Here is a 17,463-nt window from a genome sequence, read left to right as displayed (position 1 = left end):
TAGAACCGGACCAGACTCTACTTAATCTTTATCTTTAACCTGACGAGCAGCAATAACCTGCTCAGCAATGTTGTTTGGTGCTTCAGCGTACTTCAAGAATTCCATCGCATAAGATGCACGGCCCTGAGTCTGCGAACGCAGGTCAGTAGCGTAACCGAACATTTCTGATAATGGAACTTGTGCGCGAACTTCTTTCAGACCACCAGGACCATCTTCCATGCCCTCGATGATACCGCGACGACGGTTCAAGTCACCAACTACGTCACCCATGAAGTCTTCAGGGGTAACAACTTCAACTTTCATCATTGGTTCAAGCAATGCTGGTTTAGCTTGTTGGGCACCTTTCTTGAATGCCATGCTACCAGCGATTTTGAACGCCATTTCTGATGAGTCGACATCGTGGTATGAACCATCGTACAAGGTCGCTTTCACGCCAAGTACTGGGTAACCAGCAATTACACCATTCTGCATTTGCTCTTGGATACCTTTGTCTACCGCAGGAATGTATTCCTTCGGTACCACACCACCAACGATTTCGTTTACGAACTCGTAGTTTGGCGCATCGTCATCGTTCGCATCGAAGTCCATTGGCTCGATGCGTAACCAAACGTGACCGAACTGACCGCGACCACCTGATTGACGTACGAATTTACCTTCAACTTCCACTTTCTGGCGGATAGTTTCACGGTAAGCAACCTGTGGTTTACCAACGTTACATTCAACTTTGAATTCACGCTTCATACGGTCAACGATGATGTCTAGGTGAAGCTCACCCATACCAGAGATGATCGTCTGGCCAGACTCTTCGTCAGTTTTAACGCGGAACGATGGATCTTCTGCAGCCAATTTACCTAAAGCGATACCCATTTTTTCTTGGTCAGCTTTAGTTTTTGGTTCTACAGCAACAGAGATTACTGGCTCTGGGAATTCCATACGCTCAAGCGTGATGATGTTGTTCGGGTCACACAACGTGTCACCAGTGGTTACATCTTTCAAACCGATAGCTGCAGCAATGTCGCCCGCCAAGATTTCTTTAATCTCTTTACGGTCGTTTGCGTGCATCTGTACCATACGGCCGATACGCTCGCGCTTGCTCTTCACTGGGTTATACACGGTATCGCCCTGAGACAGAACGCCCGAGTAAACGCGCAAGAAGGTCAAAGTACCTACGAATGGGTCAGTTGCGATTTTGAATGCCAATGCTGAGAACGGCTCGTCGTCAGATGACTTACGAACGCCTTCAGATTCGTCTTCCAAAATACCACGAATCGCTTTAACTTCAGTTGGTGAAGGTAAGTATTCGATAACTGCGTCAAGCATTGCTTGAACGCCTTTGTTTTTAAACGCAGAACCACACAAACAAAGGATGATTTCGTTGTTCAGCGTACGCTGACGTAAACCAGCTTTGATTTCAGCTTCAGTCAACTCACCTTCTTCAAGGTATTTGTTCATCAGCTCTTCGTTGGCTTCAGCAGCAGCTTCAACCAAGTCATTGTGCATTTCTTCAGCTTTGTCTTTCAGTTCCGCTGGAATTTCTTCATAGTTGAAAGTCATCCCCTGGTCTTCTTCATTCCAGTTGATTGCTTTCATCTTGATCAAGTCAACAACGCCTTTGAAGTTATCTTCAGCACCGATGTTCAAATGAATTGGAACTGGAGTTGCAGCCAAACGGGTTTTGATTTGACCTACAACGCGCAAGAAATCTGCACCAGCACGGTCCATCTTGTTGACGAATACCATACGTGGAACTTCGTATTTGTCAGCTTGACGCCATACGGTTTCAGTTTGCGGCTGTACGCCAGAAGAACCACACAGAACAACTACCGCGCCATCAAGTACACGCAGTGAACGTTCTACTTCGATAGTGAAGTCAACGTGTCCTGGAGTATCGATAACGTTGATACGGTGTTCTGGGAACTGGTTATCCATACCTTTCCAGAAAGCAGTTACAGCGGCCGAGGTAATAGTAATACCACGCTCTTGTTCTTGCTCCATCCAGTCGGTAGTCGCTGCACCGTCATGTACCTCACCCAATTTGTGAGACAAGCCGGTGTAGAACAACACACGCTCTGTGGTGGTTGTTTTACCTGCGTCTACGTGAGCACAGATACCGATGTTACGGTAACGCTCAATCGATGTTTGTCGAGCCATAAATTCCTCTTTGGGTTAACTGTGAATTTACCAGCGATAGTGTGCGAACGCTTTGTTCGCTTCGGCCATACGGTGGACGTCTTCACGCTTCTTCACAGCAGAGCCTTTACTTTCTGATGCATCTAACATTTCACCTGCTAGACGCTGAGCCATGGATTTTTCACCCCGAGTACGCGCAGCATCAACTAACCAACGCATAGCCAGTGCATTGCGGCGAACAGGACGTACTTCTACTGGTACTTGGTAGGTAGAACCACCAACACGACGAGATTTAACCTCGACAGTAGGACGAACGTTGTCCAACGCAGATTCGAAAATTTCAAGGTGGTCTTTGCCTGACTTCTCAGCCAGGATATCTAACGCACCGTAGATGATCTTTTCAGCGACAGATTTTTTGCCGTCAACCATGACGACATTGATAAATTTAGCCAACAACTCTGATCCGAACTTAGGGTCCGGAAGGATTTTACGTTGACCTATGACGCGTCTTCTTGGCATCTCAATATTCTCCGATTAATTCAGGGTATTCCCCAAAACTTATAAATTACAGTTTGGCCTTACTAACGGAGAACCGTTAAGACTTAGGCCGTTTCGCGCCGTACTTAGAACGTGCTTGGCGACGATCATTCACGCCTGCACAGTCGAGAGCACCACGAACTGTGTGATAACGAACACCTGGCAAGTCTTTTACACGACCGCCGCGAATCAATACGACTGAGTGTTCTTGCAAGTTGTGACCTTCACCACCAATGTACGAAGAAACTTCGTAGCCGTTAGTCAAACGTACACGGCATACTTTACGCAGTGCAGAGTTTGGCTTCTTCGGGGTAGTAGTGTAAACACGGGTACATACGCCGCGTTTTTGTGGGCAAGCCTCAAGTGCCGGAACGTTGCTTTTCACAACCGGCTTTTGACGACCTTTGCGCACCAGCTGATTAACTGTTGCCATTCATTACTCCTGATTATGTTGATGTCGCTCAACAGAATGAAAAATCCAAGTTTCCCCCTATTTTTAAGCTTGCTGTCGACAAGCCACGAGCTAATCGCCCAAATATGGGGAGGCCGAATTTTAATGGTCAATAATTGGACTGTCAAGGAAAAGCGACGGAAATAAAAAGGCCGCTCGCTAATGCGAACGGCCTTTAGAACGAGTTTTTACTCGTGAATGCAACGGCTTATTCGTTGCTGTCACCGTTGTCGGCCGCTTCGTTACCGAAGTTCAAAGCGTCAGCAAGTTGCTGCTCGGCTTCTTCTGCGGTTAAACGAGGGGCTTCGGTACCTGCCAACGCTTCAGCACGCTTGCGCGCACGTTCACGGTGGTAAGCGAAACCAGTACCAGCTGGAATCAAGCGACCAACAATAACGTTCTCTTTCAAGCCACGTAATGGGTCTTGCTTGCCTTGCACGGCTGCTTCGGTCAATACGCGCGTCGTTTCTTGGAACGATGCGGCAGAAATGAACGATTCAGTCGACAATGACGCTTTGGTGATACCTAACAGCTGACGCTCATACGAAGCTGGAATCTTACCTTCTGCTTCCGCTTTCGCGTTGGCAGCAAGTACTTCAGACAGCTCCATCATTTCGCCTTCAAGCAGTTCAGTTTCGCCTGGGTTCAAGATAATCGCTTTACGCAGCATCTGACGCACGATGGTCTCGATGTGCTTATCGTTAATCTTAACGCCCTGTAAGCGATAAACTTCTTGTACTTCGTTCACGATGTAGTTTGCAAGCGCACTCACGCCACGCAAACGCAAGATATCGTGTGGTGCTTCTGGACCGTCGGCGATAACTTCACCTTTGGTCACTTGCTCACCTTCGAAGATGTTCAACTGACGATATTTTGGAATCATCTCTTCGTACTGCTCGCCGCCATCCGTTGGGGTGATGATCAAGCGGCGTTTACCTTTGGTTTCTTTACCAAAGCTAACGGTACCAGAGACTTCTGCCAAAATTGCAGGCTCTTTCGGACGACGTGCTTCGAACAAGTCGGCAACGCGCGGTAGACCACCGGTAATATCGCGTGTTTTTGAACCTTCTTGTGGAATACGTGCAACCGTGTCACCCACTTTAACTTCAGCGTTATCTTCAAGGTTGATAATCGCGTTACCTGGCAAGAAGTACTGCGCTGGCATATCGGTGCCGGCGATGTTTACGTCTTTACCTTTCGCGTCAACCAACTTCACCATAGGACGCATGTCTTTACCGGCGCTGGTACGTTGACCTGTTTCAAGCACAACAATGCTTGATAAGCCAGTCAGCTCATCGGTTTGACGTGTCATGGTGACGCCGTCGATCAAGTCGACAAACTTCAGACGACCCGCTACCTCAGTGATGATTGGGTGCGTATGTGGATCCCAGTTCGCTACGATTTCGCCCGCATCAACTGCGTCGCCTTCGTTTTTCTTCAGAATCGCACCATAAGGCACTTTATAACGCTCGCGCTCACGACCGAACTCATCAATCAACGTCAATTCGGTTGAACGTGAGGTGATCACTAGGTGATTGTCTGTGTTTTCAACGAACTTCGCATTGTGAAGTTTCAGGGTACCCTTGTTCTTCACTTGAATGTTGTTGGCTGCAGAGTCACGCGATGCCGCACCACCGATGTGGAACGTACGCATCGTTAACTGGGTACCTGGTTCACCGATTGACTGTGCTGCGATAACACCAACCGCTTCACCTTGGTTCACCAAGTGACCACGAGCAAGGTCACGACCGTAACAGTTCGCACACACACCGAAATCAGTGTCACAGGTGATTACTGAGCGTACTTTGACTTGGTCAACCGAGTTCTGCTCTAACACGTCACACATTTTTTCATCAAGCAATGTGTTACGTGGAATCAGAACATCGTCGCTACCTGGCATCAGTACATCATCACATACCACACGACCCAATACGCGCTCACGCAATGGTTCTACAACGTCACCACCTTCAATTAACGGCTTCACATACAAGCCGTCTTCGGTGCCACAGTCGTCTTCAACAATTACAACGTCTTGCGCAACGTCAACCAAACGACGCGTCAGGTAACCTGAGTTCGCTGTCTTCAATGCGGTATCGGCCAAACCTTTACGCGCACCGTGGGTTGAGATGAAGTACTGGAGTACGTTCAAACCTTCACGGAAGTTCGCAACAATTGGGGTTTCGATGATTGAGCCATCTGGCTTCGCCATCAAACCACGCATACCCGCCAACTGACGAATCTGTGCGGGGCTACCACGAGCGCCTGAGTCAGCCATCATGTAAACTGAGTTGAAAGAATCTTGCTGCTCTTCTTCGCCTTTGGCGTTGATCACAGTTTCTTTCGACAAGTTTTCCATCATCGCTTTCGAGACTTTCTCGTTCGCAGTTGACCAAATGTCGATAACTTTGTTGTATTTCTCGCCGGCTGTTACCAAACCTTGCTCGAACTGTTCCTGAATTTCAGCAACTTCTTCTTCCGCCGCTTCGATAATATCTTTCTTAGCGTCTGGAATAACCATGTCATCGATACCAACTGACGCACCCGCGATCATCGCGTAGTGGAAACCGGTATACATGATTTGGTCAGCAAAAATTACGGTTGGCTTCAAGCCTAAGTCACGATAAGAACGGTTCAACAAACGACCGATCTGCTTCTTACCCATGGACTGGTTGATCATGTCAAACGGCATGCCAGTAGGTAGAATCAGTGACAAAATGGCACGACCCACAGTGGTGTCGTACAGTTTTGTCGTGGTGGTTGTGACACCTTCTTCGTCGGTTAACGTTTCAGTGATACGTACTTTAACGCGTGCGTGCAGCTCAGCATCCTTGTTACGGTATGCTTTCTCGGCTTCTTTAGCGTTCTTAAACGCCATGCCTTCGCCTTTCGCATTAATTTTTTCACGCGTCATGTAGTACAGACCCAATACAACGTCCTGTGAAGGAACGATAATTGGATCACCACTTGCTGGTGACAAAATGTTGTTGGTTGACATCATCAACGCGCGCGCTTCTAACTGCGCTTCAAGCGTTAATGGTAAGTGAACCGCCATTTGGTCACCGTCGAAGTCGGCGTTATAAGCCGCACACACCAATGGGTGCAACTGAATCGCTTTACCTTCGATAAGTACCGGTTCGAACGCCTGGATACCCAAACGGTGCAACGTAGGTGCACGGTTGAGCATAACCGGGTGCTCTTTGATAACTTCGTCAAGTACGTCCCAAACTTCTGGAATCTCGCGTTCAACCATCTTCTTAGCAGCTTTGATGGTAGTAGCTAAGCCACGACCTTCTAACTTACCGTAGATGAAAGGTTTGAATAGCTCGAGTGCCATTTTCTTCGGCAAACCACACTGGTGCAAACGTAGTTTAGGACCAACAGTGATTACTGAACGGCCTGAGTAGTCAACACGTTTACCCAACAAGTTTTGACGGAAACGACCCTGCTTACCTTTGATCATGTCAGCCAAAGATTTCAGAGGACGTTTATTGGTACCAGTGATAGCACGACCGCGACGACCGTTGTCTAACAACGCATCCACAGCTTCTTGCAACATACGTTTTTCGTTACGCACGATGATGTCAGGAGCTGCTAGGTCTAAAAGACGCTTCAAACGGTTGTTACGGTTGATCACGCGACGATATAGATCGTTCAAATCTGAAGTCGCGAAACGGCCACCATCCAATGGAACCAATGGACGTAGATCAGGTGGCAGTACTGGAAGCACTTTCAAGATCATCCACTCTGGCTTGTTGCCTGAGTTATGGAATGATTCAAGCAGCTTCAAGCGCTTGCTGATTTTTTTACGCTTGGTTTCTGAATTGGTTTCTGGAAGCTCTTCACGCAATTGCTTGATATCACCTTCGATATCAATGTGTTGCAACAATGACAACACAGCTTCAGCACCCATCTTGGCTTCGAACTCGTCGCCATGAGCTTCTAATGCGTCTAAGTATTCTTCTTCGGTAAGAATCTGGCCACGTTCAAGGTCAGTCATACCTGCTTCAGTCACAACGTATGATTCGAAATACAACACGCGCTCGATATCACGCAAGGTCATATCAAGCATCAAACCGATACGGCTTGGTAACGATTTCAAGAACCAGATGTGTGCAACTGGGCTCGCCAATTCGATGTGACCCATGCGCTCACGGCGCACTTTGGTGAGGGTCACTTCGACGCCACACTTCTCACAGATTACACCACGGTGCTTCAAGCGCTTGTATTTACCACACAAGCACTCGTAGTCTTTTACCGGGCCGAAAATGCGCGCACAGAACAACCCGTCACGCTCAGGCTTGAACGTACGGTAGTTGATCGTTTCTGGCTTTTTCACTTCACCGAAAGACCAGCTGCGGATCATGTCCGGAGAAGCAAGTCCGATGCGAATCGCATCGAACTCTTCAGTCTGGTTTTGCGGTTTTAAAAACTTTAATAAGTCTTTCACGATTTATCTCCTGGCAAATAGCGTCCGGTGGTGTCTCAGTCTTGGTCCAACTCAATGTTGATACCAAGCGAGCGGATTTCCTTCAGAAGTACATTGAAGGATTCCGGCATACCTGCTTCCATGCGCAGATCGTTGTCGACAATGTTTTTGTACATCTTCGTACGACCGTTTACGTCGTCCGATTTCACCGTCAACATTTCCTGCAACGTATAAGCAGCACCGTATGCTTCCAGTGCCCACACTTCCATCTCACCGAAGCGCTGACCACCAAACTGTGCTTTACCACCCAGCGGTTGCTGAGTAACCAAGCTGTAAGAACCGGTCGAACGCGCGTGCATCTTGTCGTCAACCAAGTGGTTCAGTTTCAGCATGTACATATAACCAACGGTTACATCACGCTCAAAACGCTCACCGGTACGACCATCCCACAACGTGATCTGACCTGATTCTGGTAAATCAGCCAGTTTCAGTAGTTCTTTAATTTCGCTTTCGACTGCACCATCGAATACAGGTGTCGCAGTTGGAAGACCTTTTTTCAGGTTTTCCGCTAGGCGAAGTACTTCGTCATCACTGAAGTCGTTAATATCAACTTCTTGACGTGTGTTACCTAGGCTGTACACCTTGTCTAAGAATTCACGCATTTCAGCAACTTTCGCTTGGCGCTTCATCATATTTTCGATTTTGGTACCAATGCCACGCGCAGCCATACCCAAGTGAGTTTCAAGGATCTGACCGATGTTCATCCGCGATGGAACGCCCAATGGGTTCAATACGATATCCACTGGCGTGCCGTGCTCGTCATGCGGCATATCTTCAACAGGAACGATGGTTGAGATAACACCTTTGTTACCGTGACGACCAGCAAGCTTATCACCTGGCTGGATACGGCGACGAACCGCAAGGTACACTTTCACAATCTTCAGTACGCCAGGTGCCAAATCGTCACCTTGCTCGATCTTACGACGCTTGTTTTCGAACTTGTTGTCGAAATCAGCGCGAATTTCTTCGTACTGTTGTGCAATCTGTTCAAGCTGTTGTTGCGCATCTTCTTTCTTCAAGTTTTGCGTCAACCACTTGCTTTGCTCAAGGCTAGCTAGTTTTGATTCATCAAAACCATTCGCTAACAACAAGCTACGAGCACGCTCAAAAATACCTTTTTCAAGGATTTTGAGCTCGTCAGCTAAATCTTTCTTAACCTGCTTCAGTTGCATCTCTTCGATTGAGCGAGCACGTGCGTCTTTCTCTACGCCATCACGGGTAAATACTTGAACGTCGATAACTGTACCGGTCACGCCGTTTGGTACGCGCAGTGAGCTATCTTTCACGTCAGACGCTTTTTCACCGAAGATTGCACGCAGCAATTTCTCTTCTGGCGTTAATTGAGTCTCGCCTTTTGGCGTTACTTTACCAACTAAGATGTCGCCGCCAGAAACTTCTGCACCAACATAAACGATACCGGCTTCGTCAAGCTTGTTCAGCGCAGACTCACCCACGTTTGGAATATCGGCAGTAACTTCTTCAGCACCTAGTTTGGTGTCACGCGCCACACAGCTTAATTCTTGAATGTGGATTGTGGTTAAACGATCTTCTTGAACCACGCGCTCTGAAATCAGAATCGAGTCCTCGAAGTTGTAACCATTCCATGGCATGAATGCCACGCGTAAGTTTTGACCCAATGCCAATTCACCCATATCGGTTGACGGACCGTCAGCCAATACATCGCCACGCATTACCGGCTCACCAACATTGACGGTTGGCGTCTGGTTAATACAGGTGTTCTGGTTAGAACGGGTGTATTTAACAAGGTTATAAATATCGATACCGGCTTCGCCTGGCATCATTTCTTCTTCGTTAACCTTCACGACAATGCGGCTAGCGTCAACTTTGTCGACCACACCACCACGTTTCGCAACAACGGTTACACCCGAGTCAACGGCAACAGTACGCTCAATACCAGTACCAACCAACGGCTTATCAGCACGTAATGTTGGAACGGCTTGACGTTGCATGTTTGAACCCATCAATGCACGGTTGGCGTCATCGTGTTCAAGGAACGGAATCAAGCTTGCTGCAATTGAAACGATCTGTTGCGGAGCAACGTCCATGTACTGAACTTGCTCTTTTGACATCAATGTGAATTCGTTTTTGTGACGACATGGAACCAAGTCTTCAACCAATTCACCTTTATCGTTCAAGGCAACGTTTGCCTGCGCAATGACGAAGTGACCTTCTTCAATCGCTGACAAATAATCGACTTCATCGGTGACAACGCCGTTTTCAATGCGGCGATATGGCGTTTCTAAGAAGCCATATTCGTTGGTACGTGCGAACGTTGACAACGAGTTGATCAAACCGATGTTCGGACCTTCAGGGGTTTCGATTGGACATACCCGACCGTAGTGCGTTGGGTGTACGTCACGAACTTCGAAGCCTGCACGCTCACGCGTCAAACCACCTGGACCTAATGCAGAAATACGACGCTTGTGCGTGACTTCTGACAATGGGTTGTTTTGGTCCATAAACTGCGACAACTGGCTTGAACCGAAGAATTCTTTCACCGCGGCGCTAATTGGCTTCGCGTTAATCAAATCTTGCGGCATGGTGCCATCTAAATCGCCGAGGCTTAAGCGTTCTTTAACTGCTCGCTCAACACGAACCAAACCAACACGGAATTGGTTCTCAGCCATCTCGCCCACAGAACGGATACGACGGTTACCTAAGTGATCGATATCGTCGACTTCGTCTTGACCGTTACGGATTTCGATGAGTTTTTTCATCACCTCAACGATATCTTCTTTGGTCAATACGCCTGGGCCAGTTAGGTCTTCACGACCTAAACGACGGTTGAACTTCATACGACCGACCGACGATAAGTCATAGCGGTCTTCGCTGAAGAACAAGTTGTCAAATAAGGTTTCAGCCGCTTCTTTGGTTGGCGGCTCACCTGGGCGCATCATACGATAAATCTCAACCAACGCTTCTAAGCGGTTGTTGGTTGAATCGATGCGCAAGGTCTCACTCATGTACGGCCCATGATCAAGGTCGTTCACGAACAAGGTTTCAAATTTCTTGAAGCCGGCTTCGCGCAGTTTCGCGAGTAACTCAAGTGTTAACTCAGCGTTCGCTTCAGCAATCACTTCACCGGTTTTCTTGTCGGTGTAGTTTTTCGCTAAAACTTTACCTACCAAGTACTCAAGTGGAACTTCCATTTCTGGCTGATTCAAGCTTGCGATTTGGTTGATATGACGCGCAGTAATACGACGGCCTTTTTCTACGATAATTTCGCCATCATCATTTTTGATGTCGAATTTCGCAGTTTCACCACGTAAACGCTCTGGTACCAGTTGCATAAATACTTTTTTATTGCGGAACTGGTAGTACGTGGTTTCGAAGAACATATCGAGAATTTCTTCAGTGCTATATTCAAGCGCACGAAGAATAATAGACGCCGGTAATTTACGACGACGGTCGATACGTACGAATACGTTGTCTTTCGGGTCGAATTCAAAATCCAACCACGAACCACGGTAAGGAATAACGCGTGCGTTATACAACACTTTACCTGAAGAGTGCGTCTTACCTTTGTCATGATCAAAGAATACACCTGGTGAACGGTGTAACTGAGATACGATAACCCGCTCGGTGCCGTTAATAACAAACGTACCGTTCTCGGTCATCAATGGGATTTCACCCATGTAAACTTCTTGCTCTTTGATATCTTTAACGGTGCCTGCCGCTGCTTCTTTATCAAAAAGAACCAAGCGCAGTTTCACCCGCAAAGGAGCTGCGTAAGTGATGCCACGGATTTGACATTCTTGTACGTCAAATACTGGCTCACCAAGGTGATAGCTCACGTACTGCAGTTCCGAATTACCTGAATAAGCGGTAATTGGAAATACTGAGCGAAATGCCGCTTCCAGACCATTATTGCCTTCTGGATCCGGCTCGATGAATTTTTTAAATGAATCTAATTGGATTGACAGCAGGTATGGCACCTCAAGTACATGAGGGCGTTTACCAAAATCCTTGCGAATACGTTTTTTCTCAGAGTAGGAGTACGCCATGGGGTTCCTCAGCTAGCTGATTGATGACCCTAACCACCGGAGTAGGAGTCGATGGTTAAAAACAAACTACTTAAAGCTTGTCGTTCCCGTTTTTGTCACCGCGAGCATGCACCCCAATAACGGGCAAAAATGATACATGCTTTACAGCGCAAAAAGGCTGGTAGCAAAATTGCCACCAGCCCTAGGCCTAAAAGGCCAAGTTATGTAAGTGGTTAAACTTACTTAACTTCAACTTCCGCACCAGCTTCAGTCAATTCTTTAGCAAGTGCTTCTGCGTCTTCTTTGCTGATGCCTTCTTTAACAGCAACAGGTGCAGACTCAACCATGTCTTTCGCTTCTTTCAAGCCAAGACCAGTTGCGCCGCGAACTGCTTTGATAGCTGCTACTTTGTTAGCGCCAGCAGATTTCAATACTACGTCAAATTCAGTTTTCTCTTCTGCAGCAGCAGCGCCTGCAGCAGCTGGACCAGCTGCAACAGCAACAGCAGCTGAAGCGTCAACACCGAATTTTTCTTCTGCAGCTTCGATCAACTCAACCAATTCCATAACTGGCATTTCAGCGATCGCGTTCAAAATATCTTCTTTAGTAAGAGCCATAACTCTAAACTCCTGGGTTATAAATTACAAAAAAATGGTTAAAAAAACCGCTTCTATTTAGCGTCTTTAATTGCCGACAACACACGCACAAATTTAGTAGGTACTTCGTTAATTGTACGAACGAACTTACTAACAGGCGCTTTGAAGGTTGCGAGCAATTTCGCCAATGCTTCGTCGCGAGTCGGAAGTGATGCAACAGCGTCAAGCTTGTCTGCGCCCATCAGGCCTGAGCCAATTGATAGTGCAGTTACTTTCAGGTGCTTGTTCTCTTTGGCAAACTCTTTGAATAAACGCGCAGCAGAACCTGGTGCGTCGATAGAGAAACCGTAGATCAAAGGACCTGTTAACGCTGAGTCCATGTCTTCAAACTTCGTGTCAACAAATGCACGTTTTGCCAGAGTGTTCCGAATAACTTTCAGATACACGCCTTGCTCACGAGCTTGACGGCGAAGTTGAGTCATGTGCGCAACTTCCATACCACGATACTCAGCAACAGCGACGGATAGAGCGTTTGAAGCAACTTCGTTAACTTCTTTAACGATTGCTTGTTTTGCTGCTAAACCTAGTGCCACTAGTATCACCTCTTTTTTTGGCCCGCCGCTCAAAGAGCTTTGGGCCTATCGTTACACATAGGTAGACCGTTACTGCATCTACCACGTTGTCACGGTGAATCTCTTACCCAGAGAGTCTGGATCGGATATCACCATCTGCGCAGGAAATTAAGTGTCGCTGAATTGTCTCTCTCGAGATGTCAGCCGCGATACACCTGCGGTCTTGGACGGGAGCTACAGCTCCAACCCATAAAACCTTAGTTTGCGCTTAACGAACCTTGGTCGATGGCTACGCCAGCGCCCATAGTGGTCGAAAGGCTAACTTTCTTGATAAATTGACCTTTTGCTGAAGAAGGCTTCGCTTTTTTCAGAGCAGCCAACAACGCTTCAAGGTTTTCTTTCAATTTATCGTTATCAAAATCAACTTTACCGATAGTCGCGTGGATGATACCCGCTTTATCGTTACGGTAACGAATCTGACCAGCTTTTGCGTTTTTAACTGCAGTTGCTACGTCAGGAGTTACAGTACCAGTTTTCGGGTTAGGCATCAGACCACGTGGGCCTAAGATTTGACCTAACATACCAACAACACGCATAGCGTCTGGAGAAGCGATAACAACGTCAAAGTTCATTTCGCCTTTCTTAACTTGTTCAGCTAAGTCTTCCATACCTACGATGTCAGCACCGGCTTCTTTCGCTTTATCAGCGTTAGCACCGCTAGTGAAAACTGCGACACGTACGTCACGACCAGTACCGTTAGGCAGTACAGTTGCACCACGAACGTTCTGATCAGATTTACGAGCGTCGATACCCAAGTTTACAGATACATCAACGCTTTCTTTGAATTTTGCAGTTGCTAATTCTTTTAATAAGTTGATTGCTTCGTTGATTTCATAATCACGCGCTTCAACTTTTTCACGGATAAGACGTGCACGTTTGCTTAACTTAGCCATCTTACAGACCCTCCACATTCAGGCCCATTGCACGAGCTGAGCCGGCAATAGTACGAACCGCTGCGTCAAGGTCAGCCGCAGTTAAGTCTGGCTCTTTAACCTTCGCAATTTCTTCCAGCTGCGCACGCGTCACAGTACCCACTTTTTCAGTGTTAGGACGGCCTGAACCGCTCTTGATACCGGCTGCTTTCTTCAACAAGAATGCTGCTGGAGGAGTTTTGGTGATGAACGTGAATGAACGATCTTCGAAAACGCTAATTTCTACTGGAACTGGCGCGCCTTTTTCAAGCTGGTCAGTTGCAGCGTTAAACGCTTTACAGAATTCCATGATGTTCACACCGTGCTGACCCAATGCTGGACCAACTGGTGGTGACGGGTTAGCTGCACCAGCTGCCACTTGCAACTTGATGATAGCTTTTAACTTCTTAGCCATGTTTATGCCTCTTGGTTGTGGGTCAAACGCCTCGTAAATCTAAGAGATGACTTACTCTAACGGCTCCCCAATATAAAAAAGGAGGCGAATTATAGTCCTATTCGCCCCTCATTGCAAGAGATCAGCTATTAGCTATTTGATATTAGATATTAGCTGACCGCTTCAAGTTGTGTTTTGGCTAATATCAAATATCTAGTAGCCAATATCGCACTTGTATTTATTAAGCTTTTTCCACCTGGCCGAACTCGAGTTCGACTGGCGTTGCGCGACCGAAAATAGAAACCGATACAGTCAAACGGCTCTTCTCGTAATCCACGCTTTCAACCGTACCATTGAAATCTGCAAACGGACCGTCATTAACACGAACCACTTCGCCTGGCTCAAACAACGTTTTTGGCTTCGGCTTATCAACAGATTCTTGCAGACGGTTCAAAATAATATCTGCTTCTTTTTGGGTAATTGGCGTTGGACGCTCTTGCGTACCACCAATGAAACCTAATACGCGTGGAATGCTTTTCACTAAGTGCCACGCATCTTCATCCATTGCCATTTCAACCAGAACATAGCCAGGGAAGAATTTACGTTCACTCTTCGCACGCTTGCCGGCTTTCATTTCGACAACTTCTTCGGTAGGTACGAGTACTTCACCGAACTTATCTTCCATGCCGTGCATTTTGATATGTTCGCGCAACGAATCAGCAACGCGCTTCTCAAAACCTGAGAATGCTTGAACCACGTACCAGCGCTTTTTCACTTGATCAGTCATAGATTAAAACTCCAGTCCGGTGAAGAAGCCTACAATGCGTACTAAAATCGCATCCATGCCCCACAGAATTAATGAAACGATTGCGGTCGCAACGACAACGATTAACGTTGTTTGAGTTGCCTCTTGGCGCGATGGCCATACCACGCGGCGCGTTTCTTTGCGGCTTTCTTTAGCAAATTCGCGGAATTGGCGACCTTTACCAGTCATACCTGCAATGACACCCGCAATAACAACTAGAAGTACCACGCCAATGGCGCGATAAAGCACAGACACTTGGTCACCGTAATAGTAGTTACCCAGTACTGCTGCAGCCAGCAGTGCAATCGCGACGATCCATTTTAAGCCGTCGAGTGAGCTGCTTTGCGTTTCGGTGTTTGCACTCATTATTCAATCCTGTAATTAAAACCAACGTCGATATTAGCTGTTAGATATTGGATATTAGCGGTACATCTGCGTTTTCCAATATCTAATATCCAATAGCTAATAGCTGAATGTGGCAGGGGTGGAGGGATTCGAACCCCCAACCGTCGGTTTTGGAGACCGCTGTTCTACCAATTGGAACTACACCCCTGCAGGTTCTGTATATGTGACAGAAACGGACGCTGTATTATACCGATCAAACCATGCAAAACAAGGGCGATATTAGCTATTCGATATTGGATATTAGAAGAGCGGTCTTGGACTTTCGTGTTTTCGCTAATATCTAATATCCAATAGCTAGTAGCGCTTTTGCTCTAAAAATTAAAAAGGGAGCCGAAGCTCCCCTTTTATCAATATCCGTTAACGGATACCAAGGCTATTAAGCGATGATCTTAGATACAACGCCTGCGCCTACAGTACGACCACCTTCACGAATCGCGAAACGAAGACCTTCGTCCATTGCGATTGGGTGAATCAGTTCTACTACGAACTTCAGGTTGTCGCCTGGCATAACCATCTCTACGCCTTCTGGTAACTGTACTGCACCAGTTACGTCAGTTGTACGGAAGTAGAACTGTGGACGGTAGCCTTTGAAGAATGGAGTATGACGGCCACCTTCTTCTTTGGTCAATACGTACACTTCAGCTTCGAACTGAGTGTGTGGCGTGATTGAACCTGGCTTCGCCAATACTTGACCACGTTGGATCTCGTCACGCTTGGTACCACGCAACAATGCGCCGATGTTCTCACCTGCACGACCTTCGTCAAGCAATTTACGGAACATCTCAACACCAGTTACAGTAGTTTTGGTGGTATCTTGGATACCTACGATTTCTACTTCGTCACCAGTGCGAACGATACCGCGCTCAACACGACCAGTTACTACAGTACCACGGCCTGAGATTGAGAATACGTCTTCGATTGGCATGATGAACGGCTTATCGATATCACGCTCTGGCTCTGGAATGTATGAATCCAATGCTTCTGCCAATTCGATGATTTTCTTTTCCCACTTCTCTTCGCCTTCCAAAGCTTTCAATGCTGAACCTTGGATTACTGGCAAGTCGTCGCCTGGGAAGTCGTACTCAGAAAGAAGTTCACGAACTTCCATCTCTACCAATTCCAACAACTCTTCGTCGTCTACCATGTCACATTTGTTCATGAACACGATGATGTATGGAACGCCAACCTGACGTGACAACAAGATGTGCTCACGCGTTTGTGGCATTGGGCCGTCAGTTGCAGCTACTACCAAGATAGCGCCGTCCATTTGCGCTGCACCGGTGATCATGTTTTTAACATAGTCAGCGTGCCCTGGGCAGTCTACGTGTGCGTAGTGACGTGATGGAGTGTCGTACTCTACGTGTGAAGTTGCGATGGTGATACCACGCGCTTTTTCTTCTGGTGCGTTATCGATTTGATCGAATGCACGTGCTGAACCACCGTAGGTTTTCGCCAATACTGTGGTGATCGCAGCGGTCAGAGTAGTTTTACCGTGGTCAACGTGGCCGATAGTACCGACGTTAACGTGCGGTTTGGAACGTTCAAATTTTTCTTTTGCCATGACAGCCTCTTTTTGGACAACGTACGGTGGTTTAACACCAACAATTGAAAATCTTTAGCCGGCGATTATGCCGAAATAAGCGAGACAAGGGAAGAGTTGGCCTGATGCGTGGTGCTGATAGGCGGATTTGAACCGCCGACCTCACCCTTACCAAGGGTGCGCTCTACCAACTGAGCTATATCAGCACAATACAGATTATTTGGAGCGGGTAGTGGGAATCGAACCCACATCATCAGCTTGGAAGGCTGAGGTAATAGCCATTATACGATACCCGCATGCCTTGAATCGGGCCACCTCAAACCATTCTGGACTCACCGCATTCGCATGACCATGCTAAAAAGTGGTGGAGGGGGCAGGATTCGAACCTGCGAAGGCTGAGCCGTCAGATTTACAGTCTGATCCCTTTGACCGCTCGGGAACCCCTCCAAAACCAGATTTTAAAATGGTGCCGGCACCAAGAGTCGAACTCGGGACCTACTGATTACAAGTCAGTTGCTCTACCAACTGAGCTATGCCGGCACCCCGGTTAGGTGGAGCGCATTCTATTGTAT

At 47.2% G+C, this 17,463-nt stretch carries 12 protein-coding genes and 5 tRNA genes; all 17 read right to left on the bottom strand.

Going from position 1 to position 17,463, the window contains the following annotated elements; translation table 11 throughout:
- Window positions 1-21 precede the first annotated feature (21 nt).
- The 17 genes from fusA to CWI82_RS01735 all read right to left on the bottom strand — a co-directional run bounded on the left by fusA (window position 22) and on the right by CWI82_RS01735 (window position 17,431).
- Window positions 22-2,151 carry an elongation factor G gene (fusA, locus tag CWI82_RS01815; protein ID WP_092858776.1) on the bottom strand — a complete coding sequence of 710 codons (2,130 nt, stop codon included), beginning with the start codon at window positions 2,149-2,151 and terminating at the stop codon, window positions 22-24.
- A gap of 27 nt (window positions 2,152-2,178) precedes the next feature.
- Window positions 2,179-2,649: a 30S ribosomal protein S7 gene (rpsG, locus tag CWI82_RS01810; protein ID WP_055439991.1), complete on the bottom strand. Its 471-nt coding sequence runs from the start codon at window positions 2,647-2,649 to the stop codon at window positions 2,179-2,181.
- A 76-nt stretch (window positions 2,650-2,725) separates the two neighbouring features.
- Window positions 2,726-3,100 carry a 30S ribosomal protein S12 gene (gene rpsL / locus CWI82_RS01805; RefSeq protein WP_034777283.1) on the bottom strand — a complete coding sequence of 125 codons (375 nt, stop codon included), beginning with the start codon at window positions 3,098-3,100 and terminating at the stop codon, window positions 2,726-2,728.
- A gap of 226 nt (window positions 3,101-3,326) precedes the next feature.
- Window positions 3,327-7,565, bottom strand: a complete 4,239-nt coding sequence (gene rpoC / locus CWI82_RS01800; protein ID WP_130202468.1) for a DNA-directed RNA polymerase subunit beta' — start codon at window positions 7,563-7,565, stop codon at window positions 3,327-3,329.
- A gap of 35 nt (window positions 7,566-7,600) precedes the next feature.
- Window positions 7,601-11,629, bottom strand: coding sequence for a DNA-directed RNA polymerase subunit beta (rpoB, locus tag CWI82_RS01795; protein WP_092858784.1), 4,029 nt, complete (start codon window positions 11,627-11,629; stop codon window positions 7,601-7,603).
- A 218-nt stretch (window positions 11,630-11,847) separates the two neighbouring features.
- Window positions 11,848-12,225: a 50S ribosomal protein L7/L12 gene (rplL, locus tag CWI82_RS01790; protein ID WP_092858786.1), complete on the bottom strand. Its 378-nt coding sequence runs from the start codon at window positions 12,223-12,225 to the stop codon at window positions 11,848-11,850.
- A 53-nt stretch (window positions 12,226-12,278) separates the two neighbouring features.
- Complete coding sequence (gene rplJ, locus CWI82_RS01785; protein WP_092858788.1) at window positions 12,279-12,797, bottom strand: 50S ribosomal protein L10; 519 nt, start codon at window positions 12,795-12,797, stop codon at window positions 12,279-12,281.
- Between the two features lie 236 nt (window positions 12,798-13,033).
- Window positions 13,034-13,729, bottom strand: a complete 696-nt coding sequence (gene rplA / locus CWI82_RS01780) for a 50S ribosomal protein L1 (RefSeq protein ID WP_092858790.1) — start codon at window positions 13,727-13,729, stop codon at window positions 13,034-13,036.
- Window position 13,730: 1 nt separating this feature from the next.
- Window positions 13,731-14,162: a 50S ribosomal protein L11 gene (gene rplK / locus CWI82_RS01775; protein WP_092858792.1), complete on the bottom strand. Its 432-nt coding sequence runs from the start codon at window positions 14,160-14,162 to the stop codon at window positions 13,731-13,733.
- 220 nt (window positions 14,163-14,382) lie between these two features.
- Entirely contained in the window at window positions 14,383-14,928 is a 546-nt protein-coding gene (gene nusG, locus CWI82_RS01770) for a transcription termination/antitermination protein NusG (protein ID WP_092858794.1), read from the bottom strand.
- Window positions 14,929-14,931: 3 nt separating this feature from the next.
- Entirely contained in the window at window positions 14,932-15,312 is a 381-nt protein-coding gene (secE, locus tag CWI82_RS01765) for a preprotein translocase subunit SecE (RefSeq protein WP_092858796.1), read from the bottom strand.
- A 110-nt stretch (window positions 15,313-15,422) separates the two neighbouring features.
- Window positions 15,423-15,499, bottom strand: a tRNA-Trp gene (locus tag CWI82_RS01760).
- A 228-nt stretch (window positions 15,500-15,727) separates the two neighbouring features.
- Entirely contained in the window at window positions 15,728-16,912 is a 1,185-nt protein-coding gene (gene tuf / locus CWI82_RS01755; protein WP_130202467.1) for an elongation factor Tu, read from the bottom strand.
- A 109-nt stretch (window positions 16,913-17,021) separates the two neighbouring features.
- A tRNA-Thr gene (locus CWI82_RS01750) sits at window positions 17,022-17,097 on the bottom strand.
- 15 nt (window positions 17,098-17,112) lie between these two features.
- A tRNA-Gly gene (locus tag CWI82_RS01745) sits at window positions 17,113-17,187 on the bottom strand.
- Window positions 17,188-17,253: 66 nt separating this feature from the next.
- Window positions 17,254-17,338 (bottom strand) — tRNA-Tyr (locus tag CWI82_RS01740).
- A gap of 17 nt (window positions 17,339-17,355) precedes the next feature.
- Window positions 17,356-17,431 (bottom strand) — tRNA-Thr (locus CWI82_RS01735).
- Window positions 17,432-17,463: the final 32 nt, after the last annotated feature.

It is taken from the genome of Pseudidiomarina tainanensis (assembly GCF_004214835.1).
Lineage (GTDB): Bacteria > Pseudomonadota > Gammaproteobacteria > Enterobacterales > Alteromonadaceae > Pseudidiomarina > Pseudidiomarina tainanensis.
This window is presented reverse-complemented; position numbering and strand designations above follow the sequence as displayed.